The sequence below is a fragment of the Streptomyces sp. NPDC017202 genome (genome assembly GCF_044331705.1).
Taxonomy (GTDB): Bacteria; Actinomycetota; Actinomycetes; order Streptomycetales; family Streptomycetaceae; genus Streptomyces.
Genome location: NZ_JBIRNP010000037.1, coordinates 15,456 through 31,393 on the forward strand (window position 1 = coordinate 15,456; position 15,938 = coordinate 31,393).

Consider the following 15,938-nt stretch of genomic DNA (forward strand, 5'->3'; position numbering starts at 1 on the left):
TCCGCCCGTGCGGGGTCCGCCGGCGGCCCGGGCGGAGATCTGCCGGGTTCACGAACGGGAGGGCCGGGCATCCGGATGCCGAAGGGGAGGGTGGTGTCATGTATCTGGCACGTGGATCCGTCGGTGATCCCGGCGACTGGCTCTGGGCGCTGGCCGCACTCGCGCTGTACGCACTGATCAGTTACGGACTGGAGTACCGCACGCGGGTCCGGCGCGGCTCGCGGCATCCGGGCCGCGACGCCCTGCACGACCTCAAGGACCGCGAGGAGCCGCAGCGGCCGCGCCACCGCGTCGTGAGCCGTCTGATCATGCTCGGCGGAGGCGTGCTCACCGGTCTCGTCGCGTATCTGACCTCCGGCGGCGTACGCGTCGCGGCCGTGGCCCTCACCGCCGCGGTCGCGGTGGCCCTCTGGGCGTACTACGACCACCGCACCGAGACGGCGTCCGCCGGCGGGTGAGGCGCGCGCCGGCGCCTGCCGCCGCCGACGCGCCGCTCCCGCGGGCCCTCCCGCTGCCGCGCCACACGCCCTCATGCCGGAAGCGCCGTGCCGCGGACGGCAAGGCCACGGCGACCCGCGCCGGGACGTTCGAGCTCGACGACGCCTTCGCGACCGTGGTGCACGAGTGCACCGGCGCCAGGACCTGGGAGTACGACCCGGGCGCAGGACCGTGGTCCCAGAAGGTGGTTGTCTCCGTCGACGACTGCCGCTTGGACCCGTGGGACGTACTCGGGACTTTCGAGCACCCGAAACTGTTCGTCCACATCGGCGACCCCGGCAGCTGGGACCTCTACATCCTGCTACATCCTGCAAAGCAGCCAGACTCCACCTTCCGGACGGGGAAGTGGCCAACGGTCACGTCGACACCGCCAACTCCGGGCTCCGGAGCCGCTGCTGCTTCTCGGTTCTGGCACAGATCTTGGCGACGGGGTGCGTCCGGAGCGTGATTCCGGACCTTCTCGGAGGGGGGCGGTCAGGTGGTCCGGAGTCGGAAGTGCAGCAGGTCGGTGGCATCAGCAGGGGCTGGTCCGCCGTCCGGATCGGTGACCGCGGTCACGGCCAGGCCGGCGGTCGTGGCCAACTCCTCGAACCGGTCGCGGGTGTACCAGTGCGTGATCCACGGGCGCTCTTCGACCGTGCTGTCCGAGCCGTGGTGCCGTTCGTAGCGTAGGAGCGTCGTCTGGGTGCGGGCGCTCTCGTCGCGTTGCTCGGCGACGACGGACACCCGGAGCTGGGCGCCGTCGGGTGCGGCGGCCGTGCGCACCCTGCCGATCTGTTCGGCCGGGGTCGGTGCGGGGGTGAACAGGGGCACCAGGGCGGTGCCGCCCTCTGCCAGGTGGGCGCGGATGCCGCGCAGGGCGGCGAGCGCCGTGGCGTCGTCGGGGAGCAGGGTGAAGGTCGGCCCGGCGAGGAAGACCGCCCGGTAGCGGCGGGGCAGGTTCAACGCCTCCATGCGCTGGTGGAACACGGTGGCACGGATGTCCTGTTCGTCTGCCCGGCGTCGGAGCCGCTCCAGCATGTCGGCGGAGGAGTCGACGCCGTCGACGTCCAGGCCGCGTCGGCGCAGTTCGAGCAGGGGCTCACCGTCTCCGCACCCCAGCTCCAGTGCCGGCATTCCGGCTTGCAGAATGAAGGCCGCGTAGGGTTCGGGGCCTTGGGGGAAGGACTTCAGCGGTCCGTAGAGCTCCGCGACGATGCCGGTGTAGAAGTCAGCTGGGTCCACGCGCGTCACCCTACGCAGCCCCGTCCGTACGTTCACTCGAATATGGGGGTGGGCCGCTGCGGCAGGATCATCCTACGAGGCAGTTCGCATCCCGCTCGTCCGTAGAGTTGCCTCTTGATCTTTTTTGATGCGGTTCACGGCGGCTTCGCTGCCGTCGGAGCTCCAGTGCTGGGTGAGCCGGCCGTCACGGAGTCGAGGTCCCGGAGCAGGTGAAGTGCGAAGCCGGCGTCACCGGGGACCGCATGCCGAGCCACTGCTCGGCGTCCCAGGCCTCGAACCGCTCCACCTCGGTGAACCCCAGCTTCGCCGCGAGACGCATCGAGGCGACGTTGGCGGTCTGGGTGGTGAGCACCACCGGCTCGCCGGGAAGCGCGCCGGCGAGCCAGCCGAGAGCCGCCGCGCACGCCTCGGCGGCATACCCGAACCCCCAGGCCCGCGGCAGGAACAGGTAGCCGAGATCGGTCTTCCCCGCGGCAGCCGGGCGACGGTGCCCCGTTGCCCTCCTGAGCAGGATCTGGCCGATCATCGCCTCGTCGAGATCGACGACGAAACTCCCGGGCCACCGCTCGGGCACCTCGGGCATCTCCCGCTCGAGTTCGTCACGCGGGCGGGGGCCACCGAGGTAGGTGTGCACCTCCGGGGAGGCGAGCAGCTCGATGAACGCCGCACGGTCCCGGGCCTCGGACTCACGGAGCACGAGCCTCTCGGTCCTGATCGGCCCAGGCGGCCAGGCCACGGGTCCCAGATCTTCCATCCGCGCACGCTAACAGGGAGTCGAACCAGCCGAACGGGAAACGCCTGGAGCGTGTCCTACGTGCTGAGGCGGGCGAGCCGATCGTAGGCGCGGGCGTCGGGGCGGGCGTTCGTGCACCGGTGACTTCGCCGTGCACGTAGGCTCTGGGCGCGCGCGGCCGACCGGGGGCGCGCCGGGCCTGTGCCCGAGGAACCCGAGGAGCTGGACGAAGGGAGCGCCCCGTTGTGACGGATGCTCACGAGGAAGAAGTCCTGGCCCGGATAGCCAAGGGGCTCGTGTACACCGAGTCGGAAGCGGCCTTTCAGGCCTCCCGGCGGCGCACAGAGCAGATCTTCGAGTACAACCACACACCACCGGGTGAAACGGAGAAGCGTCGTTCGCTGCTCGTCGCGATCTTCGGCTCGGTCGGTGAACGCACAGTGCTGCTGCCGCCGTTCCACGCGGGGTTCGGCAGCAACGTCCACATCGGCGACGACTTCTTCGGGAACGTGAACCTGACGTTCGTCGACGACGTGGACATCCGCATCGGCAACGATGTCATGATCGCTCCCAGCGTGACACTGACCACGACGGGACACCCGGTGCATCCCTCGCGACGCGCTGACTTCGGGCGGTTCTCCGAGCCGATCGTGATCGAGGACAAGGTGTGGATCGGCAGCAACGCGGTGGTGCTGCCCGGCGTCCGTATCGGCTACGGGTCGGTCATCGGCGCCGGCAGCGTCGTCAGCCGCGACATTCCCCCGATGACCGTCGCGCTCGGAACACCTTGCCGGGTGGTCCGCTCCATCACGGACGAGGACCTCACCACCCGTGCTGCCGGACACGAGAGGGTTGCGTTCGGCCCAGCGGGTGGACCAGGAGGGGACGCCCGCGAAACGGAGTCCGGCGAGCTGGACGGTGGCGGTCTTCGCGTGGCGGGTGGCGATACCGCGCCGCTGCTCGAGGGCCGTCGTGCGTCAGAACGTGCACAGGCCGGCACAGCCCCAAAGCCACAGCCTTGAGGAGACGTCACTCGTCGGCGTTACCCGCCATGTCCGGCACCCCGAAGGGGCCGGCGCCCTCGGGGAACGAACCGACCGGCGTCGCGGTGCCGAGGTTCGCCAGATCGGCCAGGCCGGTGCGGTACTCCTCACCCCAGGGGAACTCCCGGCCGTCGTCGCCCCGCGCGGCGCGCTCCCACTCGTTCTCCGTGGGCAACCGCACACCGAGGCCGAGCCGTTCCCCGAGCCACCGGCAGTAGGCCCGCGAGGCGGCCGGCCCGGCCGTTCCGGGCGGGTGCCGCCCATCGGGAGACCCCTCGTGATGTCTCATGCGGGTGGATCCCGGAGCCCCCCCCGTAGGGGATGGGGAAGGGCGAGAGCTCAGACTTCCCGGAAAGAGGCGCGACGCGGGACCTGCTCACCGGCCGCCCGGCACCGTCCAGGAGAGCGCCCCGGTCACGGCTGCCTCGTGCGGCCGGCTGAGGCTTGCCGGGTGTCCGCGCCGGAGCTGACGTGCCGCTGGGTCTCCTGGGGGCCGTGCCAGTCCAGGCACATCACGGTGGCATCATCGGCGAGACGGCCGCCGGCGGCGTCCCGGACTGCGGACGTCAGCGTCATCGAGGCCTCCCGCGGGTGCAGGCCCCGGGTGCGCTCCAGCAGGGCGTACAGGTCGACCTTCTCCCCGTGGCGTTCGAGCATGCCGTCGGTGAACATGAGCAGACGGTCACCGTGGCGCAGATCGAGGTCCTGGACGCGGTAGGTGTAGGGCGCGGACATGGACAGCCCGAAGGGATGGTCCACCTCGCAGGTGATCTCCTCCGCGGTTCCGTCGCGCACGCGCAGGGGCCAGGGGTGACCGGCGTTGACGAGCTGCGTCTGCCCGGTGCGGAGGTTGATGCGCAGCAGCTGCCCGGTGGCGTGACCCCGGCCGTGGTCGGCCAGCGCCTGGTCGGCCAGGTGGGCCTGGTCGGCCAGGCCGGCTCCCGCGCGGCGGGCCCCGCGCAGGGCGCTCACCAGGACCGTGGCGGCCAGGGCGGCGTCGATGTCGTGGCCCATGGGGTCGGTCACCGAGACATGGAGGGTGTCGCGGTCCAGGCTGTAGTCGAACGTGTCGCCGCTGAGGCCCTCGGAGGGCTCCAGGTTTCCGCACAGGGTGAACTGCGCCGCCTCGCACGACAGGGCCGGGGGCAGTAGCTGGTACTGGATTTCCGCTGCCAGGGTGGGGGGCCTGGAGCGTTTGCCCCAGGTATAGAGGTCGGTGAAGCGCCCGTTGGCGATCACGACGTAGGCCAGAGCGTGGGCGGCTTCCCCGACCGCATGCAGGACGTCCTCGCCGGGGGCGGTCGGCAGGAGCAGTTCCAGCAGCCCGATCGCGTCCCCCCGGTTGGTGACCGGCGCAATCACCTGGTGTCCCTGACCGGTCGCCTCCTGATGCATCCGCTGGGTACGGATCACCTCCTCGTAGACACTGCCGAACAAGGGGATCCGCTCCACCTCCCGCCCACCCTCCGCAGGGGCGGTGGACAGTCGCGCCACCGCCTTCCCTGTCAGGTCCACGATGAGGAAAGAGACCTTCGTCGCCTCGAAACGCCGCCGCAGGTCCTCCGCGACCACGTCCACCGCATCCACCGGCGCCGCCGTCTCCGCCGCCGTAAGCAACCGGGAAAGTCCACTCTGCCCACCACTCACGACCGCAGTCCCTTTCACCCGCCTCGCCCACCAGCCTGAGAATGACCACGATGAGCGCCAGCCCAAGGAATTCATAATAAGTGAATATTGCCAGTTTATGGGGTTATGTAAGTTATTTTGCGTCCCGACGTCCACCCGCGGACGCACCTGTCATGACTGCTCTGGATGAATGAGTCCAAGGGCTTGTGGCCATAGGCCGCCGGCGGGCGGTGGCACATGCCGCTGCCACCGCCCGCCCAGCGTGTGCAAGCGTGCCGGTCGTTCTGGCGGTCGGCGGAAACCACGTGACGCGTACCGAGCAACTCGAAGGACGTCTCGGTCGGGGAGCTTTCCCGGCGGACCGGCGGACCGGCGGACCGGCTTGCCGGTGAGGGCCATCCGGTTCTAAAACGTGTCCCTCAAGTGCGTCCTCACTGGGCTGAGCCCGCGAACGTTGACTGGACTGAGTCCGCGAAAGTTCGCCAGGCTGATCACGACGTTGTGGTGTGAGGGTGCCGATCCGGCCCGCAAGGGGCGGCCCTGGGGGTTACCGCTGGAGGGCCGAGTCCTGTCGGTCGCCGTACGGGCATCGTCGGCAGGGCCGCAGTCATCGCGGACGGCGGCTGTCGGGTTCGGCATGGTCGCTCCCCGCGCTCGTCAGGATCGCGTTCGCGACAACGCCGAAGAGGCGATCGGCGCGTGGGGCGAGTGAGGGTTGATCGCCGAGCCACGCGAGTGCCGCTATCAGCGCGAACAGATCGGTGCCGTCGATGTCGGTCCGCGCCGTGCCCGCGGCCTGGGCGCGGGTGAGGAGCCGCGCACCGGCCGTGCGCAGGGTGACGCACGAGGCGTGGAGTGCGGACTCGGTGTCCTCGATGGCGGCTGCCATCAGCACGGTCACGCCCCGGTACTCGGTCGTCCACGCGACGCAGTCGCGCAGCCACGAAACGAGAGCGTCCTCGGGCGAGTTCGACGTCTCGAGCTCGGCCGCCCTCGTCGTCAGCTCGTCGAAGCTCGTGCGGAGCAGTGCCTCGAGCAGTGCCTCGCGCGTGGGGTAGTGACGCAGCAGGGTCGCGAGCCCTACGTCGGCTCTGCGCGCGATGTCGCGCAGTGACACGTCGACACCTTGCTCGGCGATGGCGGTGCCCGCTACGGCGAGCAGGTGGTCGCGGTTCTTCCTGGCGTCGGCCCGCATCTGTCCCCTTGACTGTCCGGATCAGTGGTCCATATATTCGGATCAGTGGTCCGTTTATGTGGAGCGCTGATCCGAATAAGCCTATCCCGCGGCGCGAGCAGGAGAGAACGATGCCGACACACACGATGAGGGCGGTCCGGCTCCATGAGCACGGCGGCCCAGAGGTGCTGCGCTACGACGAGGTGCCGATTCCCGAGCCGGGGCCGGGTGAGGTGCTCGTGCGTGTCCACGCGGTCGGCGTCAATCCCCCGGACCGGTACCTGCGCGGCGGGCTGACCAGCATGCCGGGGGAGAAGTCCACGGTCAGCCTGCCCGTGATTCCGGGGACGGACGTGTCGGGCGTGGTCGAGGCCGTTGCCGCGGACGTGGACGGCCTCGCCGTAGGCGACGAAGTCTTCGGTCTTCTGCGTTTTCCCGGCTTCCGCGGCAGCGCATACGCCCAGTACGTGGCCGCGCCCGCGTCGGACCTCGCGCGCAAGCCGGCCGGCATCGACCATGTGCACGCCGCCGGGGCGCCCATGGCCGGCCTCACCGCGTGGCAGTTCCTGATCGAGGTCGGACACGATCATCCCTCGCCCTTCCAGGAGGCGAGGCATCGCCCGGTGCCGCTCGGCGCCGACACCACGGTGCTCGTCAACGGCGCCGCGGGCGGCGTGGGGCACTTCGCGCTGCAGCTGGCGAAGTGGAAGGGCGCGCGTGTCGTCGCGGTGGCGTCCGGCGCGCACGAACCGTTCCTGCGCGGGCTCGGCGCCGACCGGTTCATCGACCACACCGCGAGCCGTCCCGAGGAACTCGTGCGCGACGTCGACCTCGTTGTCGACACCGTCGGCGGCCCCGGCAGCAAACGCCTCCTGCGCACGCTCAAGGCCGGCGGCGCCCAATTCCCTGTCCTCCCCGGGGACTTCGACGAGGATGAGACCGCGAAACTGGGCGTCACGGTCTCCAGCGCCCAGGTCCGCTCGAACGGCGCGCAACTCGCCGAACTGGGACGCCTGCTCGACGCCGGCACGGTCCGCGTCGCGATCGACAGCACGTACGCGCTGGCGGACGCCCGAGCAGCACACGAACGCGCCGCCCGAGGACACGCCCAAGGCAAGATCGTCCTCACTGCCGACTGAAGACCCTGGCAAAGCCGTCGGGCCTTGCCGGTCCCGACGGCGTCATCCTGTCCTCACCGTCGGACGCCCGCGGGCAACCAGGGCGCCCGGCAGTCGGCCGACGGGGCCTCGGCCCCGGTGCCCGCGGCCCATCGCGCGGGACAGCCAGGCCGGGGCGCCGGGTGGGCCGCGCGCGCCGCGACGGGGCGTCCCGTGAACGGGCGGGGGAGTTCACGCGTTCCGGGGAAGGGCTCAGCCGCCGACGTGGATGCCGGGGCGGCGGTCGGGGGCGGGTTCGTGACTGCGGATGATTTCGCGGGTGACGGGTGCGGTGTCGCCGCGGCCCAGGAGGAAGTAGCGGAACATGTGCACCAGGGGGCTGCCTTCGGCCCAGGCGAAGTAGCAGTGGGGGAGTACGCCGGTGGCGTCGCGCAGGGCGAGAAGGACGGCGGCGATGGCGTTCGGTGCGGCCGGGGCCTGGGCGCGCAGGACGCGGTGGCCGTCGACTTCGGCACCGTGGACGGTGAGGGTGTCGCTGAAGTCGGAGGGGTCGACGACGTCGATCTCCAGGAAGAGTACGTCGGCCGGGCCGGGGACCGGGTTGGTGCCGCGCTGTTCGCGTTCCTTGGCCCTGTACTCGGCGGCATCGCCGGCCTCGCGGCGGTTGGCGATGATGTTGATGGACTGATCGTGGGCGAGGGTGTCGGTGATGAACCGGCGGGCGGCTTCGTCGAAGACGATGCGGTCGGCGCGCAGTTCGGTGGTGCGTGAGATCCGGGAGACCAGCGACACGGTGATGATGCCGAGGATGAAGAAACCGGAGATGGCTATGCCGTCGGGCTTGTCGACGATGTTGGCCACGAGGGCGTAGAACAGCACCGCGGTGAGCAGCGCGAAGCCGGCGGTGGCCGCGCGCCGGCGGCCGCGTGCGACGGAGACGGTGACGGCGAAGGCACCGGAGACCATCATCGCGAGGATTCCGGTGGCGTAGGCGCCGGCCTGGGCGTCGACGTCGGCGTCGAAGGCGATGGTGATCAGGATGCACAGGGCGGTGTAGACGAGGACGACCGGGCGCACCGCGCGTCCCCACTCGGGGGCCATGCCGTAGGCGGGCAGGTAGCGGGGAACGATGTTGATCAGCCCGGCCATGGCGGAGGCTCCGGCGAACCACAGGATCAGGATGGTGCTGATGTCGTACAGGGTGCCGAACGCTTCGCCGACGTGTTCGTGCGCCAGCCAGGCCAGCGCCCGGCCGTTGGCCGCGCCGCCGGGCTCGAACTCCTTCTCCGGGATGAGGACGGTGGTCACGAAGCTGGCGGACAGCAGGTAGACGCTCATGATCACGCCGGCCGTGGTCAGCAGTCGGCGGGTGTTGCGGATCCGGGAGCGCAGCCGCTGCTCGGCGTCGGCGCCCCCGGCGGCCACGAGCGGCATCATGCTCACACCGGTCTCGAAACCTGACAGGCCCAGCACCAGCAGAGGGAAGGCCAGCAGCGCGGGTCCGGCGAGATCACCGAAGCCGCCTCCGCCGTCGGCGAGTGCGTCCGTCCAGGCCGACAGCGCGCCGTCCGTCGTGAACACCTGCACCAGGCCGACGGCTATGACAAGTGCGTTGAGCGCCAAGAACACGGCTACCAGCGGGATGGCCACCTTGACCGCCTCGCTGAACCCCAGGAGGAAAACCCCTCCGAGTACCACCAGCAGCGCCACGGTCAGGGCCACCTCGTGGCCGTGGAGTGCGGCGGGGAAGAAGGGGTTCTCCACCACGTGTACCGAGGCGTCCGCCGTGGACAGGGTGATCGTGATGATCCACGAGGTGGCCACGAAGCCGAGCAGGACCAGCACGAACAGCTTGCCCCACCAGAACGGCAGCAGATCCTCCAGCATCGCCACCGACCCCGCCCCGTGCGGGCTCTCCTTGGCCACCCTCCGGTACATCGGCAGCATCCCCAGCAACGTCAACGCCACGATCAGCAGCGTCGCCAGCGGCGAAACAGCCCCGGCCGCAACCGCGGCGATCGCCGGCACGTAGGCCAGACTGGAGAAGTAGTCGACCCCGGTCAGGCACATCACCTTCCACCAGGCGTGCGCCGTGCCGTGACTCTCCCCGGCCGCCGGTCCCACCGGCTGCACCTGGTGCCGCAGCAGCCATTGCGCCGCCCTGCCGGTCGGCTGTACCCGCAGCGCCGGGCTGTCGACCGTCTCCGGCATGATCGGCCGGTCAGTGTCCTTCATGTCTACAAGTCCTTACCTACCGTGGGGAACGGCCGCGGCAGCCGTCGGCCTCACCGCGCCGCAACGATCACCGAGTATGCGGCTTCCCGATTCCGCCCCCAGTACCAGGGGCGCCGCGGTATCGGCTGTCCTACGAGTCGGTGGGTGACGGCGGCCGATGGCGCGGTCACTGGTGGAGCGAGGGACCCAGGCTGACCGTGACGGGCGCGCGGCTCGGCCGGATGACGATCGCCACCAGCCGCGGCGCCGCAACCGTTCCCGCGTGGGTGTTCACGCTGGAGGGCTACGACACCCCGCTCAAGCGGGTCGCCGTCACCCCGTCACCGCTTCCCGAGCCGCCGATCGGGCAAGCGCGGCAGGACTCCGACGGCGGCCTCATGAGTGTCGTCCGGCCGGCCGCCGTGCCGGCGGACAGCCGGTCCATCACGGTGAAGGCCACTCGTGGAGCCTGCGACGACGGCCCCGTCGTCAAGGCACTGGAGACCGGCGGAAGCGTCGTTGTCCATGCCTCCGTCGTGGGGGGAGCGCAGCGGTCCCTGCAGCGCCGGGACGATCGAGCGGAGCGGGGAAGTGGTGCTGCGGCGGTCACCGGGTGACCGTCTTCTGCTCGACGCGTTCACCGGCCGGCCAGTGCCGTACGGAGACCCCGACGGACCGTCGCCGACCTGGACCTGACGCTGTGGGTCACTCACAGGGAAAGGACGCCCGCGACCGGCTGCGGGGTTCCTGGGCCTCGGGGAGGAGCCGAGCCGGATCGCTGTCCCCGTCCGACGCGAGACGTGCCGCCGTGCCTACGCCGCGTCCCCGAGGAAGGCCTCCTCGTCCCCGAGGAAGGCCTCCTCGTCCATCATCGCGGCGCCGAACCCGCCCAGGACCTCGTCGATGCTCAGCTCGGTGGCACCGGCCGGGGCCGTGGGTGTCCGGCCGTCGGTTATCCGCACCACCAGGCCCAGCTTCTTCACCTTCGCGTTCTCGGCCAGCTCGGCGAGGTCGACGGAGACCTCGGTCAGCTCGCCGTTCTTGAGCGCGAAGTCAGCCGTGGCCTTGGCGTCGGGGACGTCCTCGAGGTCCTTGTCCGTGGGCAGTTCCATACCCGGCGGCAGGCTCTTCGCGAGCGGACGGATCTCGCCGAGGAACTCCGTGACCAGCGTGCGGAACGGAGCAGTGGCGGTGATGTGCTCGGAACCGTCCTCGTCGCCCGCCGTCTTGAAGTCGACCTCGCGGGCGACGGTCTTGCGCAGCGCCTCCAGCAGGTGCTTCTGCGTCCCGGCGTCGAGGGTGGGCTCCGGCGCCGGCATCGCACCGGGCTCCGCCCCCAGCTCGGCGGTGGTCTTCTCCATCTCCTTGGTGTCGATCTTCACCCACTCACCCTCAAGTACCTTCTTGAGCCCGCTCGCCTCCGGGGGCAGGTCCTTCACCGACGGTACGGGGAAGCCCATCGCCTTGCCGAGGACGTTCACGTCGGAGCGGATGTAGGTGTAGTCGCCGACGACCCGGTACTCGGTGAGGTCACCGTCCTTGTTGCTGATCTTCAGCGCCATGCCGACGTAGTCCTTCTCCCCGGACTCCCCGATCGGTTTCTTCGACTGCACAGTGACACTGATCTTCGCGTCGCTGAACAGGTCGGCGGCCTCGTCGGGCAGTTCCTCACCGGGCTCCGGGTCCGACGAGGCGTCCAGGGCCTTCAGGCTCCGGGCGTCGGTGTCGAGATCTAGCTCGAAGGAGATCGTCTTCTGCCCGGCGAGCTTCTCGAAGGCCTGGTCGAGCTTCCTCCCGGCGGAGAGCTGCTCCACGGTGCCGCAGGCGGCCGAACCCGCCAGGACGGCGCCGACAACTGCGGTGGCGGTCAGGGACTTGCGTATGGCGGTGATGATGGTCTCCTCGTCAGTGCGATCATCATGTGATCGCTGACGAAGACTCATGTCGCCGCCGAATGGTTGTGTCCCGTGCGAGTGATGTCGAACAGGCGCTGCGGTCCCGCGAGTTCGGCCCGCCGTCGAGGACCGGCTCATCCGTCACGGCGCACCGGCCATGGACCGCTTCCCCGTACCGGGGCTCCGGTACCACCGCGGCCGAGCGATCGAGCCAGTCCACATGACCTTTGAGGGAGCAGCCCCGTACGGCGTTCCGTCCCTGGGGAGGAAACGGGAAACAGCACCGCTCGTCTTGTCCGTCCGGGTGGGGCTGGCGACAAAACCGCCGCCCTGATCGACCAGGAGCTGTCGCGCCGCTTCGGCCGTGACCGCGTCTTCCGTGCCTCGAAATCCATCGCCCCCGGCCGCGGCTATCCCGACGCCCTGCTGGCCGGCGTACGGCGCAGCTCCCTGCTGCTGGCTGTCATCGGGCCGGACCGGACGCACTTCCAGGCCCGTCTGCGCGACCCGGAAGACTGGGTGCGCAAGGAGATCCTGGAGGCGTTCGACTGCGGCATACCGGTGATCCCCGTCCTGGACGGCCGAAAGACGGACCGGCTGAACAAGGCGGACCTGCCGGACGAGCTGGCGCGGTTGGCCGACCTCCAGTCCCTACCGTTCGACACGCACGACACCGAAACGGGCCTGAAACGCCTGGGTGACCTGGTGGCCGAGCTGGCCCCCGGACTGCACGACCTGGACCAGGATGCCGCTCCGTCACCCGAGTCCGCTTCGGTGAGGAACTCGATCAGGGACGTGAGCGGAACGGCCGTACAGAGCCGGGACTTCACCGGAGACGTCGGCGGCACCGTCATCAAGGACTCCCACGGGCCCGTGCACACGGGGCAGGGCGACATCTACCGGCACTCGCGGCACGTTTCGGGCGGCCGGCACTTCTCCGGCAGCGGGATGACGTACTTCGAAGGCGACCATCACGGCGACATCCGCCACCGCTTCGGCGAGCCGGACCGACGCGAGGACGACGGCCGGTGAGCCAGTCCACCGGCACACGGGTCGAAAACCCGCACGGCCCCCTGCACACCGGCAGCGGCGACCTCTACGTCACCGTCGGCACTCAGCTGCAGGACCCGGACAGACCCACCTTCCGGCGCCTCGCCGACGACCACCTCGCCCGGCTCAGAAGAGTGCTGGTTCCCCCGGCCGGCATGGGAGCAGCCCGCCACAAACTGGCCGACACCGGCACCGTCATCCTGGACGGACCCGCGGGAAGCGGCCGGACCTCGGTAGCCCGAGCGCTCCTGTGCGAACACGACCAGGAAACAGGCGTCTTCCGCGAACTCCTGCCGGACGACGAGGACGAGCTGTCCCTCAGCAACCCGGCGCTGGTGGGGACCGGCGACCGGCTGCTGCTGGACCTGTCGGCGGCCACCGCCGCCCAGTGGGCCGCAGCCCGGGCGGATCTCTCCGCCCTTCGCAAGTCCGTACACGAACAGCATGCGAACCTGGTCGTCGTCATGCCGCACGGGCGTTCCCTCGACCCCGACCAGCAGCACTACCGCATCGAGATCGAACCCCCGGACAGCCTGCAGGTCTTCCGGCGGCACCTCCGTGTGCACGCAGTGCCGTACGAACCCGTCCCCACCATCACGGCGTTTCTGGCCGAACTCCGATCGATGCGAGAGATCGCCGACTTCGCCGACCTGGTGCGGCGGGCCCGCGAAGCCGCCGGCACCGGTGAGGGGTTCGCGCAGTGGTGCGCGGCGGCCCGCAAAGCGCGGGACGACCGCCGCGCGGAGTTGCCGCGGCTCGTCCCCGAACGCGGCGGTCGTTCAACCACGGTCCTCAGGCACCGGACTCTGCCTCGGTGAAGCGGTCCAGCCCGAGTACGGCGAGCAGCTGCAGCTTCTCGTGGCTCTCGGTCCGTGGTGGGGCGGTCAGCACGAGGAGGGTCTGGGACTGGTCCTCGGTGAACAGCGCCTGACAGTCCAGTTCGAGTGCGCCGAGTTCGGGATGGATGAGGGTCTTGTGGTCCTCGAAGCGCTGTGCCACTTCATGCCGCTCCCACAGCTCGGTGAACTCCTCGTTCGTCTTCTGCAGGGTGCGCACGAGCTCGCCGGCCCGGGACCGTGGGCCCCGCAGCCCGTAGGCGGCGCGCAGGCTCGCGACCTGGGCACGGCTGTGACGGTACCGGTCGGCCTCGGGGTAGCGCGATCGCTCCACGGGGTCGGTGAACCAGCGGTAGACCGCGCTGCGGGCGAGGCCCGTGTAGCCCGATGCGTCACCCAGCAGAGCGGCGGCCATCCTGTTCTGCACGAGCGTCTCCCCGAGGTCGGACAGGATGCACGCCGGAGTGTCGTCGAGGCGGTCCAGCACGCGGAGCAGCGCGGGGGCGACGTGGGTCGAGGAAGACAGCGGCGTCGGAGCGTTGTGCCCGGCGATCCGGTACAGGTAGTTGCGCTCGTCGCCGGTCAGCCGCAGCGCCCGGGCGAGCGACGCCAGTATGTGCTCGCTCGGCTGCGGACCGCGTCGCTGCTCCAGTCTCGTGTAGTAGTCGGTCGACATCACGGCGAGGGACGCGACCTCCTCGCGCCGCAGACCCGGGGCCCTGCGGCGCGCACCGGTGGGCAGCCCGACGTCCTCGGGCTGGAGCGCCTCGCGGCGGCGGCGCAGGAAGTCGGCCAGTGCTGCACGGTCCATGAGAACGATTGTCACCCGCTCACGGTGGGCGAGCCAGGGATCGCCGATCCCCCGACAACCGGTCTCTGCACCTGCGGCGCCGAACCGGTCACAGTCGAGGCATGAACATCACCGGAAACACCGTCTTCATCCCCGGCGCAACCAGCGGCATCGGTCTCGCCCTCGCCCTCGAGCTGCGGGCCAGGGGCAACACCGTCGTCGTCGGCGGACGACGGGCCGAGCTGCTGGAACGGATCGCGGCCGAGCACCCCGGCATCGGCACGGTGCGGATCGACACCACGGACGCCGCGAGCATCGCCTCCGCCGCGAAGGAGGTCCTGACGAATCACCCCGACCTCAACGTCCTCGTCACGATGGCAGGCGTGATGAACATCGAGGACTGGCGCGATCCCGCGTCGTTCCTCGCCTCCGCGGAGTCCACGGTGACGACGAACGTACTCGGCCCGATCCGGCTCATCGCCGCGTTCGTGGAGCACCTGCAGGCGCAGCCGGACGCAACGATCATGACCGTCTCCTCGGGTCTCGCGTTCACGCCGTTGAAGGTCACCCCGAGCTACAACGCGTCGAAGGCGGCGATCCACATGCTCAGCGAGTCCATCCGGCTGCAGTTCGCCGGCACCTCGGTGAAGGTCGTGGAACTCGTGCCGCCGGCCGTGCGCACCGCGCTCCTGCCCGGGCACGAGGACAACGAACTCGCCATGCCGTTGGACGAGTTCGTGGCCGAGACCGTCGCTCTGCTGGAGACGCAGCCCGACGCGAAGGAGATCCAGGTCGAGCGGGTGAAGTTCCTCCGCCACGGCGAGGCCCGCGGCGACTACGACCGGGTCGTCGCGACGATCAACGCCTCCGACCCGCACGGCAAGTAGTCCGGCGGGGCCCGGCGACGCAACCCTGCGGCAGGGGGCGACTGCTGGACGCTCGTTCATCACGTTCTGACCGGGGTGAGCGATCGGGTGGGGAACCGATGCGATCGTGGCCGGCTGGAGCGCTCGCCCACACATGCCCGCCCCGGCCCGCCGCGCCCCGCCCGCCCGGCCCGGCGTCGGCACCCGGGCCTCGGTGTTCGGGGTGCACATGACGCGCCGGTTGGTGCGCGGCCGGACGAGAACCTGGACCAGGACGACGACGCTCTGACGGACCGTGCCGCCCGGCGTCGCGCCGGGGCGGGCCCGAGTGGGCAGAATCGTTCGGATGGACCCACACCGGTCACCGGAGAAAACCCCCGACGGGCACTTCGTCGTCATCGGGGGACGGAAATGGCGGGCAACCGATCCGGCCGTCCCCGAGGAGATCGCGGCTCGCCTTCGACGTCACCTCATGTCGGCCCGGCGCGCGGTGCGTTCCGCGACGACTGCGGGTGACGCGAAGGCCGAGCGGGCGGCGCGTGCACGCGTGAACCGGGCGAAGGTCGCGCTGGGTGAACGGGGCACCCCCTGGTGGGACCATTCCGAGGACGAGCGCCGACGACGCTGGGAACAGGGGCTGGCACGCCTCGATGCGGAGGCGCGGAACTGAGAACGACTGTTGCGGCAGTATCACCGCGGCGTCTGGGCCGCCTGAATCCCACGCGGTCCGCGCCCGGACACCTGAGCGCAGGACCATCGTGCACCGAGGGCCGCCTGCACCACGCATGTCACACCGGCCGCCGCGGCAGGACGCCGGACGTCCACGACACCGTCGGAGGCCACCAGGAGCAGGTCTGCGCGCCCGTATCGG

The 15,938-nt window shown here is 70.3% G+C and carries 15 protein-coding genes and 1 pseudogene; 8 read left to right on the forward strand and 8 right to left on the reverse strand.

Annotation, left to right across the window (positions count from 1 at the left end; genetic code table 11):
• Positions 1-98 precede the first annotated feature (98 nt).
• On the forward strand, positions 99-458 hold the full coding sequence (locus ACH4N1_RS34205; RefSeq protein ID WP_398104304.1) for a hypothetical protein: 360 nt from the start codon (positions 99-101) through the stop codon (positions 456-458).
• A 514-nt stretch (positions 459-972) separates the two neighbouring features.
• On the opposite strand, the gene ACH4N1_RS34210 is transcribed toward ACH4N1_RS34205, so the two are convergent.
• Positions 973-1,722 carry a class I SAM-dependent methyltransferase gene (locus tag ACH4N1_RS34210; RefSeq protein WP_398104306.1) on the reverse strand — a complete coding sequence of 250 codons (750 nt, stop codon included), beginning with the start codon at positions 1,720-1,722 and terminating at the stop codon, positions 973-975.
• A gap of 184 nt (positions 1,723-1,906) precedes the next feature.
• Complete coding sequence (locus ACH4N1_RS34215) at positions 1,907-2,476, reverse strand: GNAT family N-acetyltransferase (RefSeq protein WP_398104308.1); 570 nt, start codon at positions 2,474-2,476, stop codon at positions 1,907-1,909.
• Positions 2,477-2,700: 224 nt separating this feature from the next.
• Between ACH4N1_RS34215 and ACH4N1_RS34220 the strand changes: the two genes are divergently transcribed.
• Positions 2,701-3,477, forward strand: coding sequence for a sugar O-acetyltransferase (locus ACH4N1_RS34220; protein WP_398104310.1), 777 nt, complete (start codon positions 2,701-2,703; stop codon positions 3,475-3,477).
• 10 nt (positions 3,478-3,487) lie between these two features.
• Here the strand turns inward: ACH4N1_RS34220 and ACH4N1_RS34225 are convergent.
• The 3 genes and pseudogenes from ACH4N1_RS34225 to ACH4N1_RS34235 all read right to left on the reverse strand — a co-directional run.
• Positions 3,488-3,727, reverse strand: a pseudogene (locus tag ACH4N1_RS34225) (formylglycine-generating enzyme family protein); the annotation flags it as partial.
• Between the two features lie 185 nt (positions 3,728-3,912).
• On the reverse strand, positions 3,913-5,085 hold the full coding sequence (locus tag ACH4N1_RS34230) for a PP2C family protein-serine/threonine phosphatase (protein ID WP_398104328.1): 1,173 nt from the start codon (positions 5,083-5,085) through the stop codon (positions 3,913-3,915).
• Between the two features lie 646 nt (positions 5,086-5,731).
• Positions 5,732-6,319, reverse strand: a complete 588-nt coding sequence (locus tag ACH4N1_RS34235; RefSeq protein WP_398104312.1) for a TetR/AcrR family transcriptional regulator — start codon at positions 6,317-6,319, stop codon at positions 5,732-5,734.
• Positions 6,320-6,429: 110 nt separating this feature from the next.
• On the opposite strand from ACH4N1_RS34235, the gene ACH4N1_RS34240 reads away from it, so the two are divergent.
• Positions 6,430-7,437, forward strand: coding sequence for an NADP-dependent oxidoreductase (locus tag ACH4N1_RS34240; RefSeq protein WP_398104330.1), 1,008 nt, complete (start codon positions 6,430-6,432; stop codon positions 7,435-7,437).
• 231 nt (positions 7,438-7,668) lie between these two features.
• On the opposite strand, the gene ACH4N1_RS34245 is transcribed toward ACH4N1_RS34240, so the two are convergent.
• Positions 7,669-9,627 carry an amino acid transporter gene (locus tag ACH4N1_RS34245; RefSeq protein WP_398104332.1) on the reverse strand — a complete coding sequence of 653 codons (1,959 nt, stop codon included), beginning with the start codon at positions 9,625-9,627 and terminating at the stop codon, positions 7,669-7,671.
• A 221-nt stretch (positions 9,628-9,848) separates the two neighbouring features.
• Here ACH4N1_RS34245 and ACH4N1_RS34250 point away from each other — a divergent pair, with 221 nt between their 5' ends.
• A complete protein-coding gene (locus ACH4N1_RS34250) occupies positions 9,849-10,247 on the forward strand; it encodes a hypothetical protein (RefSeq protein WP_398104314.1) in 399 nt (132 codons plus the stop codon).
• 195 nt (positions 10,248-10,442) lie between these two features.
• On the opposite strand, the gene ACH4N1_RS34255 is transcribed toward ACH4N1_RS34250, so the two are convergent.
• Entirely contained in the window at positions 10,443-11,573 is a 1,131-nt protein-coding gene (locus ACH4N1_RS34255; protein WP_398104316.1) for a hypothetical protein, read from the reverse strand.
• A 471-nt stretch (positions 11,574-12,044) separates the two neighbouring features.
• Between ACH4N1_RS34255 and ACH4N1_RS34260 the strand changes: the two genes are divergently transcribed.
• Both ACH4N1_RS34260 and ACH4N1_RS34265 read left to right on the forward strand, forming a co-directional pair.
• Positions 12,045-12,557, forward strand: coding sequence for a hypothetical protein (locus ACH4N1_RS34260; protein WP_398104318.1), 513 nt, complete (start codon positions 12,045-12,047; stop codon positions 12,555-12,557).
• Positions 12,554-13,393, forward strand: a complete 840-nt coding sequence (locus ACH4N1_RS34265) for a hypothetical protein (protein WP_398104320.1) — start codon at positions 12,554-12,556, stop codon at positions 13,391-13,393. Before ACH4N1_RS34260 ends, ACH4N1_RS34265 begins: the two co-directional genes overlap by 4 nt.
• On the opposite strand, the gene ACH4N1_RS34270 is transcribed toward ACH4N1_RS34265, so the two are convergent.
• Positions 13,368-14,222, reverse strand: coding sequence for a helix-turn-helix transcriptional regulator (locus ACH4N1_RS34270; protein ID WP_398104322.1), 855 nt, complete (start codon positions 14,220-14,222; stop codon positions 13,368-13,370). The genes ACH4N1_RS34265 and ACH4N1_RS34270 overlap by 26 nt on opposite strands.
• Before the next feature lie 101 nt (positions 14,223-14,323).
• On the opposite strand from ACH4N1_RS34270, the gene ACH4N1_RS34275 reads away from it, so the two are divergent.
• Positions 14,324-15,088 (forward strand): SDR family oxidoreductase, encoded by a 765-nt coding sequence (locus tag ACH4N1_RS34275; protein ID WP_398104324.1) that lies wholly within the window; start codon positions 14,324-14,326, stop codon positions 15,086-15,088.
• 325 nt (positions 15,089-15,413) lie between these two features.
• A complete protein-coding gene (locus ACH4N1_RS34280) occupies positions 15,414-15,737 on the forward strand; it encodes a hypothetical protein (protein WP_398104326.1) in 324 nt (107 codons plus the stop codon).
• Positions 15,738-15,938: the final 201 nt, after the last annotated feature.

What these genes read in the sequence shown, in the direction of transcription:
- ACH4N1_RS34255 (WP_398104316.1), bottom strand. Translation starts at nt 11,573, where the DNA reads ATGAGTCTTCGTCAGCGATCACATGATGATCGCACTGACGAGGAGACC.
- ACH4N1_RS34235 (WP_398104312.1), bottom strand. Translation starts at nt 6,319, where the DNA reads ATGCGGGCCGACGCCAGGAAGAACCGCGACCACCTGCTCGCCGTAGCG.
- ACH4N1_RS34240 (WP_398104330.1), top strand. Translation starts at nt 6,430, where the DNA reads ATGCCGACACACACGATGAGGGCGGTCCGGCTCCATGAGCACGGCGGC.
- ACH4N1_RS34245 (WP_398104332.1), bottom strand. Translation starts at nt 9,627, where the DNA reads ATGCCGGAGACGGTCGACAGCCCGGCGCTGCGGGTACAGCCGACCGGC.
- ACH4N1_RS34275 (WP_398104324.1), top strand. Translation starts at nt 14,324, where the DNA reads ATGAACATCACCGGAAACACCGTCTTCATCCCCGGCGCAACCAGCGGC.
- ACH4N1_RS34205 (WP_398104304.1), top strand. Translation starts at nt 99, where the DNA reads ATGTATCTGGCACGTGGATCCGTCGGTGATCCCGGCGACTGGCTCTGG.
- ACH4N1_RS34215 (WP_398104308.1), bottom strand. Translation starts at nt 2,476, where the DNA reads ATGGAAGATCTGGGACCCGTGGCCTGGCCGCCTGGGCCGATCAGGACC.
- ACH4N1_RS34280 (WP_398104326.1), top strand. Translation starts at nt 15,414, where the DNA reads ATGGACCCACACCGGTCACCGGAGAAAACCCCCGACGGGCACTTCGTC.
- ACH4N1_RS34270 (WP_398104322.1), bottom strand. Translation starts at nt 14,222, where the DNA reads ATGGACCGTGCAGCACTGGCCGACTTCCTGCGCCGCCGCCGCGAGGCG.